This is a genomic window from Pelagibacterium flavum (assembly GCF_025854335.1).
Classification (GTDB): domain Bacteria; phylum Pseudomonadota; class Alphaproteobacteria; order Rhizobiales; family Devosiaceae; genus Pelagibacterium; species Pelagibacterium flavum.
On record NZ_CP107716.1, the window covers coordinates 1,618,187 to 1,636,562 of the forward strand.

An 18,376-nucleotide genomic window follows, 5' to 3' on the forward strand; every position below is an offset into this window, starting at 1 on the left:
ATAGGGAGAGACCAATGCGCGTTTATTACGATCGGGATGCCGATATCAATCTTTTGAAATCCAAGAAGGTCGCCATTATCGGGTATGGCAGCCAGGGTCGCGCGCATGCGCTCAACCTCAAGGATTCGGGCATCACCGACATCGCCGTCGGTCTGCGCCCCGGCTCCTCGACCGCCAAGAAGGTGGAAGCGGACGGGCTCAAAGTGATGAGCGTTGCCGAAGCTGCGGCCTGGGCCGACATGATGATGATGGCGACCCCCGATGAATTGCAGGCCGATATCTACCGCGATGATATTGCGCCCAATATCCGCGACGGTGCCGCGCTGGCGTTCGCGCACGGCCTCAACGTCCATTTCGGGCTGATCGAGCCCAAGGACACTGTTGACGTGCTGATGATTGCGCCCAAGGGCCCCGGCCACACCGTGCGCGGCGAATACGAGAAGGGCGGCGGAGTGCCGTGCCTGATCGCCATCCATCACGATGCGACCGGCAACGCGCACGACCTTGGGCTGGCCTATGCGTCCGGTGTTGGCGGTGGCCGTTCGGGCATCATCGAAACCACCTTCAAGGAAGAGTGCGAAACCGATCTGTTCGGCGAGCAGGCTGTGCTCTGCGGCGGTCTGGTCGAGCTGATCCGCGCCGGGTTCGAGACGCTGGTGGAAGCCGGCTACGCGCCGGAAATGGCCTATTTCGAGTGCCTGCACGAAGTGAAGCTGATCGTCGACCTGATCTACCAGGGCGGCATCGCCAACATGAACTACTCGATTTCCAACACCGCCGAATGGGGCGAATATGTCACCGGCCCGCGCATCATCACCTCGGAGACCAAGGCCGAGATGAAGCGCGTTCTGGCCGATATCCAGTCGGGCAAGTTCACGTCCGAGTGGATGCAGGAATACAAGGCCGGCGCCGCCCGCTTCAAGGGCATCCGCCGCAACAACGATGCCCACCAGATCGAGGAAGTCGGCACCAAGCTGCGCGACATGATGCCGTGGATCAAGGCCGGGGCACTGGTCGACAAGAGCCGGAACTAGCCTGCACGGGCGCTTGGCGATCCACGGCCTTTGCTTGGTCGGATACCAGACCGGAAAAGTGCGAGGCACTTTTCCGGGCATCCTCCGGTGGATCAAGGCCGGCGCGCTGGTGGACAAGAGCCGGAACTAGACTTCCGCAGTTGAAGTTGAACTTTGAAAAAGGGTCGGTTTTGCCGGCCCTTTTTTCTGAGCTACCACTCGTTGAGCGGCCAGATTTCGAACACGCCGTGAGCTATCGCGCAAGGCGTTTCCGAGGCCAGCGCGATCGCTTCGTCCATGTCATCGGCTTCCATAATTGCAAAGCCGGCGATTGGCAGATCCGACGAGAGGTAGGGCCCGGTTTCTGTCTGGACGCCGCGTCCGTTGTGATTGCGCACCTGGACAGGTGTTCCGGCGATACCCATCGTGACACCGCGCTCCTTGAGAAGGGCATCGTGGTCATGGGCTGCCTGCCTGATGTCCTCTGGTGTCCGATCGTATCCGGCTCGGTCGCCATAGCCTATGGTTATGTATTTTGGCATTGCTGGGTCTCCATGTTGAGTGGACCGGCGCTTTGCCGCCGTTTGGGTTTGCCGTCAGGTTGGGGTTTTCAAGCCGTAATAAAGAACGATGCCGCCGTTCTTGAGCGGCTGGGTCTTGAGAAGTTCGAGATCGATCCGCAAGTCGGACGGCTTGAACAACGGGTTGCCGCGACCAAGCAAGAGCGGGGCGATACCCAGCCGGTATTCATCGACAAGGCCCGCTGGCAGGAGTGAGGCAAGCAGTTCAGCGCTCCCAAAGATATAGAGATTGCGCTGCGATTTTGACTTGATGTCGCGCAGAGCTTCGACGACATCGCCATTGATAACTCTGGTGTTGTTCCAGTCGGGCACCGTCAGCGTGTTTGAGACGACATATTTGGGCAGCGCGTTCATGGCATCGGTAATGGGCCCGGTTTCGGATTCGTTGGCCCAGTACGCAGCCATGCCCTCATAGGTGCGCCGTCCGAAAACCAGTGCTTCGGTATCGGCCAACTGCGCCTCGGAGAGGGCCGCCAATTCGTCGCCCCAGATGGTTTCGTGCAGAGACAGATCCCAAGGCTGAAGGCCCTCGAAATAGCCATCGAGGCTTGCAATGTTCCAGACAATCAATTTGCCCATCGGTCAGTCCTCCACGATTTTTGCAAGGGCGGCCAGAAGCCCGGCCGTTCCGTCTTCACGGATCTTGGGGTCATCATAGCCGTCGAGATAGGCGCCCTGTTCGGTCAGCTTGAGCTGGGTGCCGTCCGCCGCGTCGGTCAGTTCGATCGTGGTGAGCGAGGCCGATATGTGGTGGCCGTCGGCGTCCATGTCATAGGCATAGATGATGCGCTCGTTCTCGATGATGTCGAGGTAGATGGCGTCGTAGCGATAGGCGTGCGTGCTGCCATGTTGTTCGGCAACGCCATGGCTGTGCTCGCGGCCTCCGACACGGAAATCCATATTGGCCGCTGCGCCCTCCGGGGCGTCGCTTCCGAACCATTTCTGCTTGGTCTTGAAATCGGAAAAGGCTGCGAAGACCTTTTTGCGCGGGGCGCGGTAGGTGCGCTGGAGCGTGAAGGTGGCGTGGACGACGTTGCGGTCGGTCATTGCTTTTGCTCCAGATGATTGTTGAGTCGGTCGAGAAGGGAGGTGGTTCCGCTCCTCCAGAATTTTGGTCCGTCAAAGCCGTCGAGATAGGCGCCTTGCTCGGTGATCTTGAGAAGGGTTGCCCCGTCTTCGGCATCGGCCAATTCAACGGTGGTCAACGTCGTGCCTGCGTTTCCTTGTCCGAAGCTGAAGGAATAGGCGTAGATGATGCGCTCATTTTCGACGATGTCGTAATGGATACCATCGTAACGGAAGCTACCGCCGCCGGGGGCAGACATTTCGACGTGTTCGCGTCCGCCCACGCGAAAATCGAGTGAGTATCCCTGTGCGGGGGCTCCATGTGCCCATTGGCGCTTCTGCGGCTCATCGGCAAAGGCCAGAAAGACCCGGCTCTGGGGTGCGGAATAGATTCGCTCGAGATCGAAAGTGGCGTGTACCACGGTGCGGTCAGTCATTTGTCTTCCTCCAGAGTGTCGTTTTCGAGAAGGGCCCCGAGAGCGTCGAGACGGCGGCCCCATAATGTGCGGCGCTCGTTGATCCAGCGCTCGGCCCGGCTGAGTGCGGCCGTATCGAGCGTGCAGATGCGCACGCGGCCTTGTTTTTTGGTGACCACCAGTCCGGCCTGCTCAAGCACCGCGATGTGCTGGAGCGTGGCGGGCAGCGAAATGCCAAGCTGGCTGGAAAAATCGCCGATGCTTGCACTCGATTTGCTCAGCCTGTCGATCATGGCGCGACGGTTGCCGTCGGCCAGGGCGCGGAACATGAGATCGAGCTGTGAAGAATCGTTAAGCATATGCCTAACTATCAGTGCGTCGATAGTTAAGTCAATGCCTAAGTTATGTGCGCGCCCAGCCTGAAGTGTCAGGGCTGGCGGCGGGCGAAATCGGGGGCATGTTCGGGGCGGGGGCCGAAGGCGACAAAGCGCGCTGGAACTTTGCGGAAGCCGGGAACGTGCCGGGCCAGAAACAGCATGAAGCGCGGCGGTCCGGCGTGCTCGGATCGAAACCCGTTCTGGAAAACGATACGATGGAGAATGCGCTGCATGGCCTGAATGACTCTGGTGGGCATCATGCGACGTTGTTGCACGGCCTCGAGGTCGGTTTCGGTCAATGTTCCGGCGCGTAGCGGATTGCGGAGAATGCGGGCGGTCGCAACAGCATCCTGTATGGCGAGATTTACGCCGACACCACCGACAGGTGACATGGCATGAGCGGCATCGCCGATACAGAGCAGCCCGGGGCAATGCCAGCGTTTGAGCCGATCGAGTTTCACATCAAGGGTCTTGACCTGTTCCATTGAGGTGAGCGTATCCACGCGATCGGCGAAGTCGGGACGCAATCTGGCGATCATATCGCGAAGGGGTTGGATGCCTTGAGCGCGGCGCCGTGCATCGGTGCCTTTGGGGATGAAGACCGCAATCTGGTAGAATCCCTCGCGGGCTATCGCGAGCATGATGTCTTGCCCGGCAAAGCTGGGGACAAGATTTGCCGGTTCGGCTTGTTCATCGGGGCGGCGGGGCCGGCGAAACCACCAGACGTCAAAAGGCACGTCATAATCGCGAGAGACCAGCCCGGCCTGCTTTCGCAGGATGGAATGGCGGCCATCGCACGCGACGACCAGGTCGGCTTCGATCATCTCCTCTCCATGATCGGTGCGCACAGTGACCCCGGCAACTTTGTCGTCCCGCCAGAGCAGGTCGGTGACCTCGGTTCCCATAAACAGTGCGAAGGCCGGTTCGCGCCGGGCATGGTCGGCCAGAAATCCAAGAAAATCCCATTGCGGGATCATGGCGATATAATTGTAAGGCGGCGGGAGCGCGGAAAAATCGCCGAAGTCGATGCTTTCGCCGTTCGTTGTGGGCAGGCGCAGGCTTTGGAGCCTGCTTTGCGGCAGTTGCGCGAATTCCGCACCGAGGCCGAGCTCGTCCAAAAGCCTGATCGTCGAAGGGTGCACGGTATCGCCGCGGAAATCGCGCAGGAAGTCGGCATGTTTTTCGCAAACAATGACTTCCACCCCGCCGCGCGCCAGCAGCAGGCCGAGCATTATGCCGGCGGGACCGCCCCCGGCGACGAGGCAAGTCGTGCGTTTCATGCGAGCTCTCCCCCTTGGCTATTGTGCCAAATGCCGGAGATCGTGTCGCGGGGAAAACGCAAATTCCCGGCGATCGTGAGGAGCCCGATTATGGGGGTGGTAACCATTGCGACGATAGGCATAGTGTTTTGAGTACGCGCATGGAATTCGCCTCCCAACCTGCCCCGAGGACTGCCCGAAAGATGAAGCTAACCTATTTCATTCTCGATGTTTTCACCCGTGATCGGCTGAGCGGCAATCCGCTGGCGGTCGTGCTCAAGGCCGATGAACTTTCGACCACGCGGATGCAGGCGATCGCGCGCGAGTTCAATCTTTCCGAGACGGTTTTCGTCAACGCTCCCAAGGGCGAGCGGCACACGGCCGCCTTGCGGATTTTTACACCGACGAGCGAGTTGCCGTTTGCCGGCCACCCCACGGTGGGTGCGGCGGTGCTTTTGGGCCTGCAGCATAAGCAGAGCGCCGTGCGGCTGGAGCTGGGTGTGGGCAATGTCACGGCTGTCATGGAGCGAATCGACAGGCGAACCGGCGAGGCCAAGTTCGCTCTGCCACAGCTCCCTGCGAGGATCGAAGACCCTGTGGTGATCGCTGATGTTGCGCGGCGTTTGGGGCTGACCGAAAGCGACATCGGATGCGATGGCATGACGCCGGCGCTCTATTCGGCCGGGCTGCCGTTCTATCTCGTGCCGGTGCGTGACGCGCGGGCGCTCGAGGCGATAACGCTGGAGCGTCGCGGGTGGACCGACACGTTTCCGGGCGAACGCAATTCGGTCTATGTCTTCACCAAGACACCAAAGGAACGCGGCAACGACTATGCAGCGCGCATGTTTCATGTCGCCCATGGTGCGGGCGAAGACGCGGCCACCGGTTCGGCAGCGGCGGCGCTGGTCGGCATGCTGGCCGAACATGGCGGCTATGGCGACGGGCATCACGCGATCAAGATTCGTCAGGGTCGCGAAATGGGGCGGCCAAGCGAAATCGGCGTGCAGTTCAACATCGAAGGTGGCCAGCTCAAGCATGCCGGGATTGGCGGTGCCGCGGTCATTCTGGCCGAAGGGGTGCTTGATCTGGACGACTAGTCTTGGGGAGCAGGGTATCGCTGCCGCGCTAGGCGGGGCGTTTGGCCGCGCCGGCGAGCATTTGGTGCAGAGCCTTGCGCGCCGCGGCATCTGGGCGGCGACGTTCGGCGACGGCGCGAAGCGCGGTCCCTTCGATGAGATCGAGAACCATTTCGGCATAGAGATCGCGGTTCGGTGTCTCAAGACCGAGCGTGCTGCCGAGCGCTGCGATCAACCTTGATCGGTTGGCCTGAAAAATCGCCGCGATCTGCGGCTCGCGGAAGGACTCGGCGGTCAACTCGAGCGTCAGCAATGCATTTTCGGGCGCGGCCATATAGTCGAGATAGGCATTTGCGAAGGCGGACAGGGAGTCCTGGGGACGCTTCGCGGCGTCTAGAAGTGCTATGAAGGGTTCCAGTTCTGCGCCTTCGATTGCGGCCAACTCCATCAGAATGGCCTGCTTGCCCGGGAAATGATTGTATAAATTGCCGAGGCTGACACCCGCAGCCTCTGCGATGTCGCGCATACCGGCCTGATGATATCCTTTTTCCAGAATGCAGACGACAGTTGCTTCGATGATCTTTTGTTTCCGGAAGCCGGCTTTTTCCATCCTGGACATGGGCTTGCAATTTTCCTCTACAGCGTCTAGAAAATGAACGAACGTTCGTTTTTTTAACGACGAATGAAGGCGTTTTCAAGGACGCTTCCGGTTTGGGAAAGGGCCGTTGGCCGAAGGCGAGGAGATGGGACAAATGCACGCACAGTCCACGCCCGGTTCCCCGGGCCGGCTCGAAGGGCTCGATCTGGCGCGCTTTTTTGCGTTTGCGGGAATGGTTCTGGTGAACTTCAAGATCGTCATGGGCGCCGAGGGTGGCGAAGGGCTGCTCCACTGGTTGAGCTTACTCGTTGAGGGCAAGGCGGCGGCCAGCTTTGTTGTTCTTGCGGGACTGGGGGCCGGGCTGGCCTGTGCGCGCTTCGGGGACAATTCAATCGGCACCACGCTCAAGCGCGGCGCCTTTCTGTTGGTGCTAGGACTGGTGAACATGCTGATATTCCCCGCTGATATCCTGCATTATTACGCCTTCTATTTTCTGTTTGGCGCGGTGGTGCTCTCGCAATCCACAGCGCTCCTCGTGTCGGCCATGGTGGCTCTCAATATCGGCTTTGTCGCGCTGGTTTTCGTTTTGAACTATGACGCGGGGTGGAACTGGCTCGACTATTCCTATGTCGACTTCTGGACGCCAGCCGGGTTCGTGCGCAATCTGATGTTTAATGGATGGCATCCTGTCATTCCCTGGTTCGGTTTTTTCCTCTTTGGAGTGGTGCTGAGCCGGATCGAGTTGAGTGCACGCCGGGTTCAGCTGTTGATGATCGGGACCGGGATTGCGCTGGTCGCAACGATGACTTTGGTCAGCGGGGTGCTGGCGGAAATTCTCGCAGGCCTTCATCCCGAGTTGTCTCCGCTCGCAACGACATTGCCAGTGCCGCCTGGCCCGCTTTTCTCGATAACAGGCATGGCATCGGCTTCCGTTCTCATCGGCTTGTGCGTTTGGGTTGCGGATCATCTCGGCAGCGGCGGTTTTCTTGGCGTTCTGATGGCAACAGGGCGACAGACGCTTACGCTCTATGTTGCGCATATCGTCGTCGGGATGGGGCTGCTGGAGGCCTTCGGCTTGGCTGGAGGGCAGACGGCCGCCGGCGCGACACTTGCAGCATTTGCCTTCTGCGTTGTTGCCTGCATCTATGCTGCAGGGTGGGCGCGGCTCCGGCCGCGTGGCCCGCTGGAAGCGTTGATGCGCAAAGTGGCGGGGTGATGGAACTGGAAGGGCCAGTTTTTGCTATACAGGGTGGCGTTGGTCGGGCTTCCAAAGGGTGAGGGCGGTCGAGTCAAACACGTGTGCATCAGTGGCGCGGCGGCGGTGATGATCGAAGGTGTGATTGACCACGATGACCGGACAGTGCTGCCGCAACGCAATCGTCCGACCAAAGTATCGGCTCTAAAGCTCTATTATTGTTGCGCGAAGTCTTGCGCTTGGCGCTCAATTGGACCATTGTCCGCTTGTCGATTTATCAGGAAGGGCAAGGCCGTACCGATGCGCCGCAGTGCAAACCGCGCAATCGCCATAGCCGCCAGCAGGCAAAAAGCCTTGCAGGCCCGTATCCTTGTGGGTTCGGCGCTGCTGCTTTCGGCCGCCCTCCTACTTCTCCTTATCAGCCCCTGATAACCGGCAGTCTGCAATATGCGGACGGGTCGTCAGGGGATTTTGCCATAACGCCGAACATCAATGTCCGGCCATAACCTGCTGCATACGCAAAGCGATCTCGCGCAGGTGGCCGATCAAGGAAGACCAAAATGACCAACCAAGCCAATACCGACCGCGTCTATATTTTCGACACCACGCTGCGCGACGGAGAGCAGAGCCCCGGCGCCACCATGACGCTGGAAGAAAAGCTCCAGGTGGCCGAAATCCTCGACACCATGGGCGTCGATATCATCGAAGCGGGGTTTCCCATTGCCTCGAACGGCGACTTTGAAGCGGTGGCAACCGTTGCCAAGCGCGCCAAGAACTCAGTGATCTGCGGCTTGGCCCGTGCCATTCCAGCCGATATCGACCGGGCCGGAGAGGCGGTGCGGTTCGCCAAGCGCGGGCGCATCCACACTTTCGTTTCGACCTCGCCCATCCATCTGGCCCACCAGATGAAAAAGACCGAGGACGAGGTGCTCGAGATCGTCACCAAGACGGTGACGCAGGCCCGAAACCTCATCGACGACGTCGAATGGTCGGGAATGGACGCGACCCGCACGCCGATAGAATTTCTGGCCCGCTGCACCGAAGCGGCAATCAAGGCCGGGGCGACGACGATCAATATTCCCGACACTGTGGGGTATTCGACGCCCGAAGATTATTACCAGTTGATCCACGATCTGATCGAAATGGTGCCCAATTCGGACAAGGCGATCTTTTCCACCCATTGCCATAACGATCTGGGCATGGCGGTGGCCAATTCGCTGGCGGGTGTCCGCGCGGGTGCGCGGCAGGTGGAGTGCACCATCAACGGGATCGGGGAGAGGGCCGGCAACGCGGCGCTCGAAGAGGTGGTGATGGCATTGCGCACCCGCGCCGATGCATTGCCCTATCACACCGAAATCGAAACCACGCACCTTTCGCGGGCCTCACGGGCGGTATCGGCGGCGGCGAATTTCCCGGTTCAGTACAACAAGGCCATCGTGGGCAAGAATGCCTTTGCCCATGAGAGCGGCATCCATCAGGACGGCATGCTCAAGAACGCTTCGACCTACGAGATCATGACCCCCGAAAGCGTGGGAATCAAATCGACCTCGTTGGTGATGGGCAAACATTCGGGCCGCCACGCCTTCAAGGAAAAGCTGAAGGATCTGGGGTACGAACTGGCCGATAACCAGTTCCAGGAGGCCTTCCAGCGTTTCAAGGATCTGGCCGACCGCAAAAAGCACGTCTATGACGACGACATCATCGCCCTGGTGGACGACGAAATCGGCTCGGGGGCCGATCGTATCAAGCTGGTGGATATGAGCGTGACGTCCAAGACCGGCGGCGTGCATCGGTGCGAACTCAAGGTGGCCGTGGACGGCGCGCCGGTTGAAGTCTCTTTCGACGGCACGGGTTCGGTCGACGCGATCTTTTCGGCGATCAAGAAGGCGGTCAATGCCAGCCCGCATCTGGTGCTCTATGCCGTGGATGGTGTGACCGGTGGAACCGACGCTCAGGCCAACGCGCATGTACGGCTGGAATTGAACGGGCGTATCGCGTCGGGCAACGCAACCGAACCCGATACGCTGGTTGCTTCGGCCCGTGCCTATCTCAATGCCTATAACCGGTTGCTGGTGGAGCGCGGGGCTCCGGCACAGGGCGCGCTGGCGGGCTGATTGGTATTTGGTGTTTCCAGGCGCGTTTTGGAAACACTCCAGGGGACGACGATATAGTGGCAATGATGGCCGAGATCCGTGGCGTGCTCACAGGCTTTGGCCTGGTTGCCGCCGGCATTCTGGTGCTGACACGAATCGACCTCGGCCTGCCCGGCCAGTCCCTGCTGCAATCGCTGCAACTCCATATCGGGGCAAGCCTTGTCGGGCTTGCCCTTTTGCTTGCGCTGGCCGGCGCGCCGTGGCGGGCGGGGCTCGTTGTGGCGATGGCGCTTTTTGCTGCAGGGCATGTGATCTGGCGCGTGGCGGCGCAATATGAGGCGCGGGCGCCCTTGCAAGGGCTCGAGCGGGCGGCCGAATTTACGCTGCTGAGTTTCAATGTCCTCGAATCCAACGAAAGGCACGCCGACGTTGCGGCCTTCATCGCCGGGTCGGGGGCCGATATCGTCTTTGTTCTTGAAGCGGCGCGGATGCGGCAGCATTTGCCTGAGCTTGAAGCTGTTTATCCTTATCGCGCCGGCTGTGTGGCCGAGAATGAATGCGATCTGATGATGCTTTCAAAGCTGCCGCTGCAAGATACCGAAATTCGGTCGTTGGGTAACATCTATCCCAACCGCATGGTCGTGGCGCGCACCGTGATTGGCGGGGAGCCGGTCACGCTGGTTGCCGCGCATCTGACCAAACCTTATTTCGACGATGCGGGGCTGCTCGAAATGCGGCGTCTGACGCGGCAGGTGTCACGGATGGAAGGGGCGCTTGTGTTGGCCGGCGACTTCAATTCCGCTCCCTGGGCCGATGCCGTCGATGACCTGGTGAAAGGGGCCGATCTGTTGCCGCCATCGCGCTACAATGCGACCTGGCCGACCGAACTGGGCCCTCTTGGTGTTCCCATCGACCATGTCTTTTCGCGCGCGCCGATTATTGTCGACCAGATCGAAGCGATGGCGGACCCTCTCGGGTCGAACCATCGTGGGCTGATTGCGCGTCTGGGGATCGTGGCCCAGTAATTAGGCCGTTTCCGGTGACCAGCCCGCGGTGTCGGCGAGGCTGAACTTGGCTTGCCATTGGCCGGTGCCGAGCGTGGTCTGTGCCGGGCGGGTGAGGAGGGCCTCATATTCGCCGCGCTGGAGGACGGTGCCGCCGAGCGCTTCGACCCAGGGTGACATGATCTGGTGATCGACCGTGGTAAAGCCCGCATCGGCCAGATGATGGTAAAGGCTGACGATAGCGAATTTCGATGCATTGTCAGCAATGTGGAACATCGATAGCGCTGAAAATACCGGCCCGATGGTTACGCCGAACAAGCCGCCAACGAGTTTGCCTTCGGCGTCAAAAACTTCCACCGAATGGGCGTGGCCCTCGGCGTGCAGCCGCATATACAGGGCCCGGGCTTTTGGGGTGATCCAGGTGAGATGGGGGCGTGAAGGGGCGCGCGGGGCGGCACAACCATCGATCACACCGGCAAAATCGGTGTCGAACGCGATGCGCATGTCCGATCCGCGCATGGTGCGGCGGAACCGTTTGGCGATATGAACCGACGCAAGATCCATGATGGCCCGCTCGGGGGGCGACCACCATTTCATGGCGCCCCAATGGCCCTGGGGGTAAAATCCGCGCGCCATCGCTTCGAGCACGACCGGGGTCGACAAATCGTTGGCCAGACCCGCAAATCCCGGTGGAGAGGTTCGGATTCGCGAGGCGTCGGGGATCGGGGCAGGACGCACCAGGCGATCTCCCACAAGCCCGGCCACAAGTCCCGGAAAGTGCTTAACGCGCTGGGGTTTGAGCCAGTAAGCTGTTGCGAGTGCCAGCCGGCCAAGACTGTAATTGCCCTGCCGGGAAGGGCCGGGTTGGGAAAAGCTGGTCGTGCAATGAGCTCCGGGGGCGAACTGGCGGCGACATTAGGCTGAAACCATTGCCGGGCGCTTACCGTAATTGCTTAAAATACGAAGAATTGCGTACGCTCACGCGGCTTTGACTTGCTGTTGAGGTCGTAGGCGTTCCAACTGACGCAAACGAGGAGGTGCAGCATGCATCGCACACTGATTGCCCTGGCAACCGCTGCGAGCGCGTTTGCCGCAAGCCCCGCACTGGCCGATACCGCGCTTTTTGCCGGCGGGTGTTTCTGGAGCGTTGAATCCAATTTCGAGAAGGTGGAAGGCGTTTCCGAGGCCGTATCTGGCTTTGCTGGCGGTCATGTCGAAAATCCCACCTACAACCAGGTCGCCTATGGCGGCGACACTGGCCATTACGAGTCGGTCCAAATTACTTTCGACCCGGAAGTCGTGAGCTATGAGGAACTTCTCACGGTCTATTGGCACACCACCGACCCGACCGATGCGGAGGGACAGTTCTGCGACTATGGCCCGATGTACAAGCCGGCCATCTTTGCGCTCAATGATGAGCAGGCCGCTATTGCCGAGGCGAGCAAGGCCGCCATTGCCGAATCGAGCGGTTATACGATCGTGACCGAGATCAAGCCGGCCGCCACATTCTATCCTGCGGGGCCCGAGCATCAGGATTTCTACAAGACCAATCCGGACCATTATGAACGCTACCGGATCGGTTGTGGACGCGATGTTGTGATTCGCGAGTTGTGGGGCGATCAGGCGTTCCTCGGGACAAGCGAGAATCCTTTTCCTTAGAGCATTCGGCGCTTCTTTGAATCGCTTCAACTGCTCCGAGAGTTCGGAAGCACTCCAAGCATAACGAAAAAGCACGGATGTGGGTGGACAGCTTGAATGGCGTTTGCTAGAGAGGCGCCACTCTGGCGGTGCGGAGACGCGCTGCCCGATGGATCGGGTGTATAGCTCAGTTGGTAGAGCAGCTGACTCTTAATCAGCGGGTCCGAGGTTCGAGCCCTCGTACACCCACCATATTTCCGGCAGTTGCCTGGAAAACTTCATGTAATGATTGAACGTTGCGCTTCGCGGCGATTTGCGCCGCCGCTGGCCGAGTTTCGGCCAGAGGTCCTCAGCTGGTCAACGGCGCACTCTCCCAATTTTGCAGATATTGCTCGACCGCACGCTATTGCCCGGCAGGGGCAGGCATGGTGTGTTCGGCGCCGTCTGTTGTGGGAGGATTCGATGAAGTGGATAAGGGGTATCGTTGGCATTGTGAGCGTTCTGGCCATCCTGCTGGGTGGCCTCTGGTTCTTGCAGGGCACGGGGCTGGTTGTGATCGAGCCCGTTGCCTGCGTGGGGGAATGCGAACCGCTCGAAGGACCGTCAAGCGGTTGGGCCATTATGGGTTTTGCGACAATGCTCCTGGCCACCGCCGCGCTTTGGTGGGCGGTCAAACGCCGGTAACCGCTATGCAAAAGTGCAAGCCTTGATTTACCACGCCAGCAATTGACGGGCTTTATCGGCTTTGCGGAAAGCATTCCCTAGGGGGTGCTGGCTAAGTTGGGGTCAAATTGATCTAACCCCGGTGACGCCGATGTCTCTGACCAGCCATTCGCCAGCTTTGACCACGCACGCTCCCACCGCGGCAGGCGCGGTGCGAAAGGATAGAGCGCTTCTCGACTGCCGGTTGGTGGAGGGGGCGGTCTGGGACAAGCTCGTCTCGACATTCGACGGAGTCTGCCAGGAGCAGCTCCATGCCTATGCGAGCCTTCGTTGGCCTGGGGTGGCGCTCGAGCCGGTTCTGTTTTCCGATGACAACGAGCCTGTAGGCGGCGCGCTGGTGATGTTGCAGCGCTTGCCACTGGGCGTGGCGACCGTGGCACTCGTCAAATGGGGACCGTTTCTTGCCAATGCCGAGGGGCGCGATCGCGACGCCCTCATGGGCCGGATGATCGATACGCTGGTGGCTGAATACGCCCGGAAGCGCTCCATGATGGTTTCGATCATGCCCCATGCGGAGGCCGGCGAAACCAATCGCATGGCCGTAATGCTCGGCTCGCGCGGGTTCAAGTCCGGGGTTGGTGTGAAATTTCCCATGCGTTACGTGGTCGATGTCTCGCTCGACGATGAGGCGCGGCTGGCCGCGTTCGGTCAGAAATGGCGCTACAATCTGCGCAAGGCGATGAAGGCCGGGCTGGAGTTTACCGTTGGCGCTCCAGGCGACATCGGCCGGTTCATGACGCTTTATCAGGCGATGAGCGAGCGTAAGTTGTTCCCCGATTATTCTGGCATCGATACGCTCGAAGGTCTCATGGCCATGCCCGATGGAACGGCGCGGCCGGAGCTGTTTTTCGTCTCGCAGGGCGAAAAAACCATCGCCGGGGCGGCGATCTTCACGGCCGGCACAACGGCTTGCTATCTTTATGGCGCGACCGACGATGCGGCGCTCGATTTGCGGGCCGGCTATCTGCTGCACTGGCACATCATCAGATGGCTGCGCGACAATACCAGGGCCAGGCTCTACGATCTGGGCGGCACTGATGGCTTTGCCGGGCTGCACCAGTTCAAGAGCGGCATGGTGGGCGATGCGGGCCATATCAGCCCCTTGCCGCCAACCATGAATTTTGCCTCGCATTTGCCGGCCTATGTGGCAGGAACCGCTGCCTACAAGGCGCGCGAGATCCTGACACGCAGCCGCGATGCGGCGCTGGCGACGCGGCTCGAACTGCAAAAGCGCTTCAGGCGCGGCGCGCGAACCCAGGGGTAATACCAGCAATGTCGATAGCCGGCAGGCTCGCCTCGAAATCGGTGATGATCTTTGCCCTGCGCATCTTTGGCGCGGGGTTCATCTTTCTTGTACAGGCCGCAATCTCGCGCGTTTGGGGCGCCCAGTCGCTCGGCGATTTCCTTCTGGTCATCGCGGCGGCCAATCTGATCGCCGTTGTACTGCCGCTCGGGTTTCAGACGGTTTCAACCTATTTTTCAGCGGAGTACGGCTCGCGGGGCGAAGGCAATCATCTGCGGCGTTTCGTGGGCCGAGCCTACATCCAGATGGCGGTCATGGGGGTGGCCATTGTTGCGCTGGGCTGGCCGCTGACCTTCGTTCTGGGCGAAGCGGGCGAGCATTTGCGCCCGATCTGGGTGCAGACGGCGCTGATCGGGATTGCGACGGCCATCACCTATATCAGTACCACCACGTTGGTGGGCCTCAAGCAGCCCATGGCGGGCTATCTGCCCGATATGATCTTCAGGCCGGCACTGACGCTGGCCGCTTTCGCGGCAGTGGCCTTGATGAGCCCGGTTGCCGATCTTGGCCGCATGTTGTGGCTTCTGGCCGCCGCACTGCTGGTACTGTTCGGGTTCCAAAGCATCTGGGTGCGCCGGGCCGTAATAGCCGTGCCGCGCGCTGACGCGGTGCGTCAGGGTGAGCCCATACGCTGGTGGCGTTTTGCGGCGCCCTGGGTGCTCATTACGCTCGCTTCGGACTATTTCTTTGACATCAATCTGATCCTGCTCGCCGGGCTGCTCGACCGCACCGATCTGGCCATCTTCGGTGTGAGCACGCGGATTTTCGCGCTCGCTTCGTTCGGGGTGGTCGCGGTTTATGCCCTGACGCTGCCCAACATGTTCGATGCCGAACGCGATGCGGACAGCGGCGCTTTCGGCAGGCGGGTGGGGGAGGCCAATCTTGTGGCGACGGGGCTGGCGCTGGCGCTGTTCCTCGGCGTTCTGCTGGTGGGGCGATATGCGCTGATGCTGTTCGGCGATGAATTTGCGGACGGGGCCCTGCCGGTGGCCATCTTGTGCCTCGGGCTGGTGGTGCGGGCGGCGTTCGGACCGGCCTCACTGGTGCTTTCGATGCATGACCGGCCCTGGGCCAGCCTGCCGTCGGTGGGCCTGGGACTGGCCGCGCTCATCGTCGGTAATTTCACCCTCGTGCCGCCCTATGGGCTGATGGGTGCGGCGATTTCGGCGTTTATCGCGATTTCGCTTTGGTCGGTCTCGCTGTGGGCGACGGCGCTCTATCGGGCCAAGATCGATGTTTCGATCTTCGGCCGGTTTCGCGCGGCGGTCGCCTAGCGGTCGAGGAGCGCCCGTGCCTTGAGCTTGAGCCTGGTCGCGAGCGGCAGAGATATGCCGTTATCATAACCGTCCACCGCCTTGGTGAACTTGCGTTCCATGACGAAGTAATCTTCCCCGAAGATATGGTCTTCGAGATGGGCGACCTGGCTGTAGCCGTAGCGCTTGAGCAGGACGAGCGCGGGCCGGTTGTCAGGGCGGGTGTAGGTCGACGCCTTATGGAAGCGCGAATTGTCCCAGTGGGAAATGAAGGCATCCATGCCGAAACGGCCCAGCGGCGTGCCGCGATAATCGGGATAGATGGCCGACCAGAACTGGAAGATCGTCCCGTTGGCCGGTCCGGAAATCAGAAAGCCGCCGGTCACGCCGTCCATTTCAAGCAGCAGGATGTGCCAGGGATCGATTTCGAGCAGTGTGCGCAGGAATGTGCGGTTGAACCGCGCCTTTTCAAAGGCTTTGAAGCGCTCGCCGTAATAGGGCATGGAATCGATCAGGTCCATCAGCTCGCGATGGACATCGGCGATATCGGCGTGGGTGGCCGCTCGCGAGGTCATCTGTGCGTCGGTCATCATCTTTCCCCCGGTTTGCGGGCCAGATTAGCCGAAGGTCCGCTAAAAAAGGGTTTGCGGAGCGGTGGAGCAAAATCGCTCATATCGAAACTTGCGCGATTTGCCATCCGGCCGTGCCTTGCGGCTGGCTGAATCGGCGGGTTAAGACAGGGATAGCGAGCCAATAAGGTGGAGGAGTTGTCATGAGTTCGGAAGTGTTTGCACCCTCGGAAGAGGTGGTCGCCAAAACCAGGGTCACCGCTGAGCAGTATGACCAGATGTACAAGCGCTCGGTCTCGGACCCCGACGGGTTCTGGGGCGAGCAGGCGCAGCGCATCGACTGGATCAAACCCTTTACCAAGGTCAAGAATACCAGCTTTGAATGGCCCGATATCTCGATCAAATGGTTCGAGGACGGCGAGCTCAATGTTGCCGCCAACTGCATCGACCGGCATCTCAAAGAGCACGGCGATACAGTCGCCATCATCTTCGAGCCAGACGATCCCGAGGCGGAAACCCGGCATATCACCTATCGTCTGCTCCATGGCGAAGTGTGCCGGTTTGCCAATGTGCTCAAAGACCTCGGCGTTCAAAAAGGCGAGCGGGTTACGATCTATATGCCGATGATCCCCGAGGCCGCCTACGCCATGCTGGCCTGCGCGCGGATTGGCGCGGTGCATTCGGTGGTGTTCGGCGGGTTCTCTCCCGACGCACTCGCCGGGCGAGTCAACGATTGCGATTCCCGCGTCATCATCACCGCCGATGAAGGTTGCCGCGGCGGCAAGAAAGTGCCGCTCAAGGTCAATGTCGACAAGGCCATCGAGGACTGCCCAGGGGTGGAAAAGGTGCTGGTCGTCAGAAACACCGGCGGCGACATCGCCATGCAGGCAGGTCGCGATGTCTGGCTGCATGAGGCGGAGGCCGGAGTTGAGGCAACATGCGACCCCGAGCCGATGAATGCGGAAGATCCGCTGTTCATCCTTTACACGTCCGGTTCGACCGGGAAGCCCAAAGGTGTGCTGCACACGACGGGGGGCTATCTGGTTTATGCGTCGCTCACCCACGAATTGACCTTCGACTACCGCCAGGGCGAGGTTTTCTGGTGCACCGCCGATGTGGGCTGGGTGACCGGGCACAGCTATATCGTCTATGGCCCGCTGGCCAATGGTGCGACGACGCTGATGTTTGAGGGCGTGCCCAATTATCCCGATGCCGGGCGGTTCTGGGATGTTGTGGACAAGCACAAGGTCAACATCTTTTATACCGCGCCCACGGCCATCCGAGCGCTTATGGGGGCAGGCAACCAGTTCGTCGAACGGGCCGACCTGTCCAGCCTGCGCCTTTTGGGCTCGGTCGGTGAGCCGATCAATCCCGAAGCCTGGATGTGGTATCACAAGCAGGTGGGCCGCGAGCGGTGCATTGTCGTCGACACCTGGTGGCAGACGGAAACCGGTGGGTTCATGATTACCCCGCTCCCTGGCGCCATTCCGACCAAGCCCGGTTCGGCAACCAAGCCGTTCTTTGGCGTGCAGCCGGTGGTGCTGGAGCCTGAAAGCGGCAAGGTGATCGAGGAGACCGAAGCGGCAGGCGTCCTGGCCATTGCCGATAGCTGGCCGGGGCAGATGCGCACCGTTTATGGCGATCACCAGCGGTTCAAGGAAACCTATTTCCAGCAATACAAAGGCTATTATTTCACCGGCGATGGCTGCCGCCGGGACGAAGATGGCTACTATTGGATCACCGGGCGCGTGGACGATGTGCTCAACGTGTCCGGACACCGGCTTGGCACGGCGGAAGTGGAGAGCGCGCTGGTCGCGCATCCAAAAGTGTCCGAGGCCGCGGTTGTTGGCTTCCCACACGACGTCAAAGGGCAGGGCATTTATTGCTATGTGACGCTGATGGCAGGGGATGCGGCATCGGATGATCTGGCGGTCGAGCTGCGCAACTGGGTGCGCAAGGAGATCGGGCCGATCGCCTCGCCTGACCATATCCAGTTTGCGCCGGGATTGCCCAAGACGCGTTCGGGCAAGATCATGCGCCGGATTCTGCGCAAGGTGGCCGAGAACGACTATGGTGCGCTTGGAGACACGTCCACGCTGGCCGATCCGGGCGTGGTCGACGATCTGATCGCCAATCGCAAGAACCGGTAGGGTTATCCTGCTTTTTGCTCAGCGCCGGGCTCCGCAATCGCGGCGCCCGGCGCCCTGCATTTA

The 18,376-nt window shown here is 60.5% G+C and carries 19 protein-coding genes and 1 tRNA gene; 11 read left to right on the top strand and 9 right to left on the bottom strand.

Features of this window, described 5'->3' with window-relative positions:
• Positions 1-14 precede the first annotated feature (14 nt).
• Positions 15-1,034: a ketol-acid reductoisomerase gene (gene ilvC, locus OF122_RS08020; protein ID WP_014131087.1), complete on the top strand. Its 1,020-nt coding sequence runs from the start codon at positions 15-17 to the stop codon at positions 1,032-1,034.
• A gap of 191 nt (positions 1,035-1,225) precedes the next feature.
• Here ilvC and OF122_RS08025 read toward each other — a convergent pair whose 3' ends face one another.
• The 6 genes from OF122_RS08025 to OF122_RS08050 form a co-directional block, all read right to left on the bottom strand.
• Positions 1,226-1,555: a YciI family protein gene (locus tag OF122_RS08025; RefSeq protein WP_264227248.1), complete on the bottom strand. Its 330-nt coding sequence runs from the start codon at positions 1,553-1,555 to the stop codon at positions 1,226-1,228.
• Between the two features lie 54 nt (positions 1,556-1,609).
• Positions 1,610-2,173 (bottom strand): dihydrofolate reductase family protein, encoded by a 564-nt coding sequence (locus tag OF122_RS08030; protein ID WP_264227249.1) that lies wholly within the window; start codon positions 2,171-2,173, stop codon positions 1,610-1,612.
• A gap of 3 nt (positions 2,174-2,176) precedes the next feature.
• Complete coding sequence (locus tag OF122_RS08035; RefSeq protein ID WP_264227250.1) at positions 2,177-2,641, bottom strand: SRPBCC family protein; 465 nt, start codon at positions 2,639-2,641, stop codon at positions 2,177-2,179.
• Positions 2,638-3,096 carry an SRPBCC domain-containing protein gene (locus OF122_RS08040; protein WP_264227251.1) on the bottom strand — a complete coding sequence of 153 codons (459 nt, stop codon included), beginning with the start codon at positions 3,094-3,096 and terminating at the stop codon, positions 2,638-2,640. The genes OF122_RS08035 and OF122_RS08040 overlap by 4 nt, the downstream gene beginning before the upstream one ends.
• Positions 3,093-3,434: an ArsR/SmtB family transcription factor gene (locus OF122_RS08045; RefSeq protein ID WP_264227252.1), complete on the bottom strand. Its 342-nt coding sequence runs from the start codon at positions 3,432-3,434 to the stop codon at positions 3,093-3,095. Before OF122_RS08045 ends, OF122_RS08040 begins: the two co-directional genes overlap by 4 nt.
• Before the next feature lie 68 nt (positions 3,435-3,502).
• Entirely contained in the window at positions 3,503-4,732 is a 1,230-nt protein-coding gene (locus OF122_RS08050; RefSeq protein ID WP_264227253.1) for an FAD-dependent oxidoreductase, read from the bottom strand.
• Between the two features lie 182 nt (positions 4,733-4,914).
• On the opposite strand from OF122_RS08050, the gene OF122_RS08055 reads away from it, so the two are divergent.
• Positions 4,915-5,808, top strand: coding sequence for a PhzF family phenazine biosynthesis protein (locus tag OF122_RS08055; protein ID WP_264227254.1), 894 nt, complete (start codon positions 4,915-4,917; stop codon positions 5,806-5,808).
• 28 nt (positions 5,809-5,836) lie between these two features.
• Here the strand turns inward: OF122_RS08055 and OF122_RS08060 are convergent, their stop codons facing one another.
• Positions 5,837-6,406, bottom strand: coding sequence for a TetR/AcrR family transcriptional regulator (locus OF122_RS08060; protein WP_264227255.1), 570 nt, complete (start codon positions 6,404-6,406; stop codon positions 5,837-5,839).
• A 133-nt stretch (positions 6,407-6,539) separates the two neighbouring features.
• On the opposite strand from OF122_RS08060, the gene OF122_RS08065 reads away from it, so the two are divergent.
• From OF122_RS08065 to OF122_RS08075, 3 genes are all read left to right on the top strand, one after another.
• On the top strand, positions 6,540-7,601 hold the full coding sequence (locus tag OF122_RS08065; protein WP_264227256.1) for a DUF418 domain-containing protein: 1,062 nt from the start codon (positions 6,540-6,542) through the stop codon (positions 7,599-7,601).
• Positions 7,602-8,140: 539 nt separating this feature from the next.
• Complete coding sequence (locus tag OF122_RS08070; RefSeq protein WP_264227257.1) at positions 8,141-9,694, top strand: 2-isopropylmalate synthase; 1,554 nt, start codon at positions 8,141-8,143, stop codon at positions 9,692-9,694.
• A gap of 62 nt (positions 9,695-9,756) precedes the next feature.
• On the top strand, positions 9,757-10,698 hold the full coding sequence (locus OF122_RS08075; protein ID WP_264227258.1) for an endonuclease/exonuclease/phosphatase family protein: 942 nt from the start codon (positions 9,757-9,759) through the stop codon (positions 10,696-10,698).
• On the opposite strand, the gene OF122_RS08080 is transcribed toward OF122_RS08075, so the two are convergent.
• A complete protein-coding gene (locus OF122_RS08080; protein WP_264227259.1) occupies positions 10,699-11,415 on the bottom strand; it encodes a leucyl/phenylalanyl-tRNA--protein transferase in 717 nt (238 codons plus the stop codon).
• A gap of 306 nt (positions 11,416-11,721) precedes the next feature.
• Here OF122_RS08080 and msrA point away from each other — a divergent pair, with 306 nt between their 5' ends.
• The 5 genes from msrA (at position 11,722) to OF122_RS08105 (ending at position 15,615) form a co-directional block, all read left to right on the top strand.
• Complete coding sequence (gene msrA / locus OF122_RS08085) at positions 11,722-12,336, top strand: peptide-methionine (S)-S-oxide reductase MsrA (protein WP_264227260.1); 615 nt, start codon at positions 11,722-11,724, stop codon at positions 12,334-12,336.
• Positions 12,337-12,491: 155 nt separating this feature from the next.
• Positions 12,492-12,567 (top strand) — tRNA-Lys (locus OF122_RS08090).
• A gap of 210 nt (positions 12,568-12,777) precedes the next feature.
• Complete coding sequence (locus tag OF122_RS08095; protein WP_264227261.1) at positions 12,778-12,999, top strand: hypothetical protein; 222 nt, start codon at positions 12,778-12,780, stop codon at positions 12,997-12,999.
• 130 nt (positions 13,000-13,129) lie between these two features.
• Entirely contained in the window at positions 13,130-14,302 is a 1,173-nt protein-coding gene (locus OF122_RS08100; protein WP_264227262.1) for a lipid II:glycine glycyltransferase FemX, read from the top strand.
• Between the two features lie 8 nt (positions 14,303-14,310).
• A complete protein-coding gene (locus OF122_RS08105) occupies positions 14,311-15,615 on the top strand; it encodes a lipopolysaccharide biosynthesis protein (RefSeq protein ID WP_264227263.1) in 1,305 nt (434 codons plus the stop codon).
• Here OF122_RS08105 and OF122_RS08110 read toward each other — a convergent pair.
• Positions 15,612-16,184: a GNAT family N-acetyltransferase gene (locus OF122_RS08110; protein WP_264227264.1), complete on the bottom strand. Its 573-nt coding sequence runs from the start codon at positions 16,182-16,184 to the stop codon at positions 15,612-15,614. The two genes, OF122_RS08105 and OF122_RS08110, sit on opposite strands and share 4 nt — an antisense overlap.
• A gap of 182 nt (positions 16,185-16,366) precedes the next feature.
• Here OF122_RS08110 and acs point away from each other — a divergent pair, with 182 nt between their 5' ends.
• A complete protein-coding gene (acs, locus tag OF122_RS08115) occupies positions 16,367-18,313 on the top strand; it encodes an acetate--CoA ligase (protein ID WP_264227265.1) in 1,947 nt (648 codons plus the stop codon).
• Positions 18,314-18,376 lie beyond the last annotated feature (63 nt).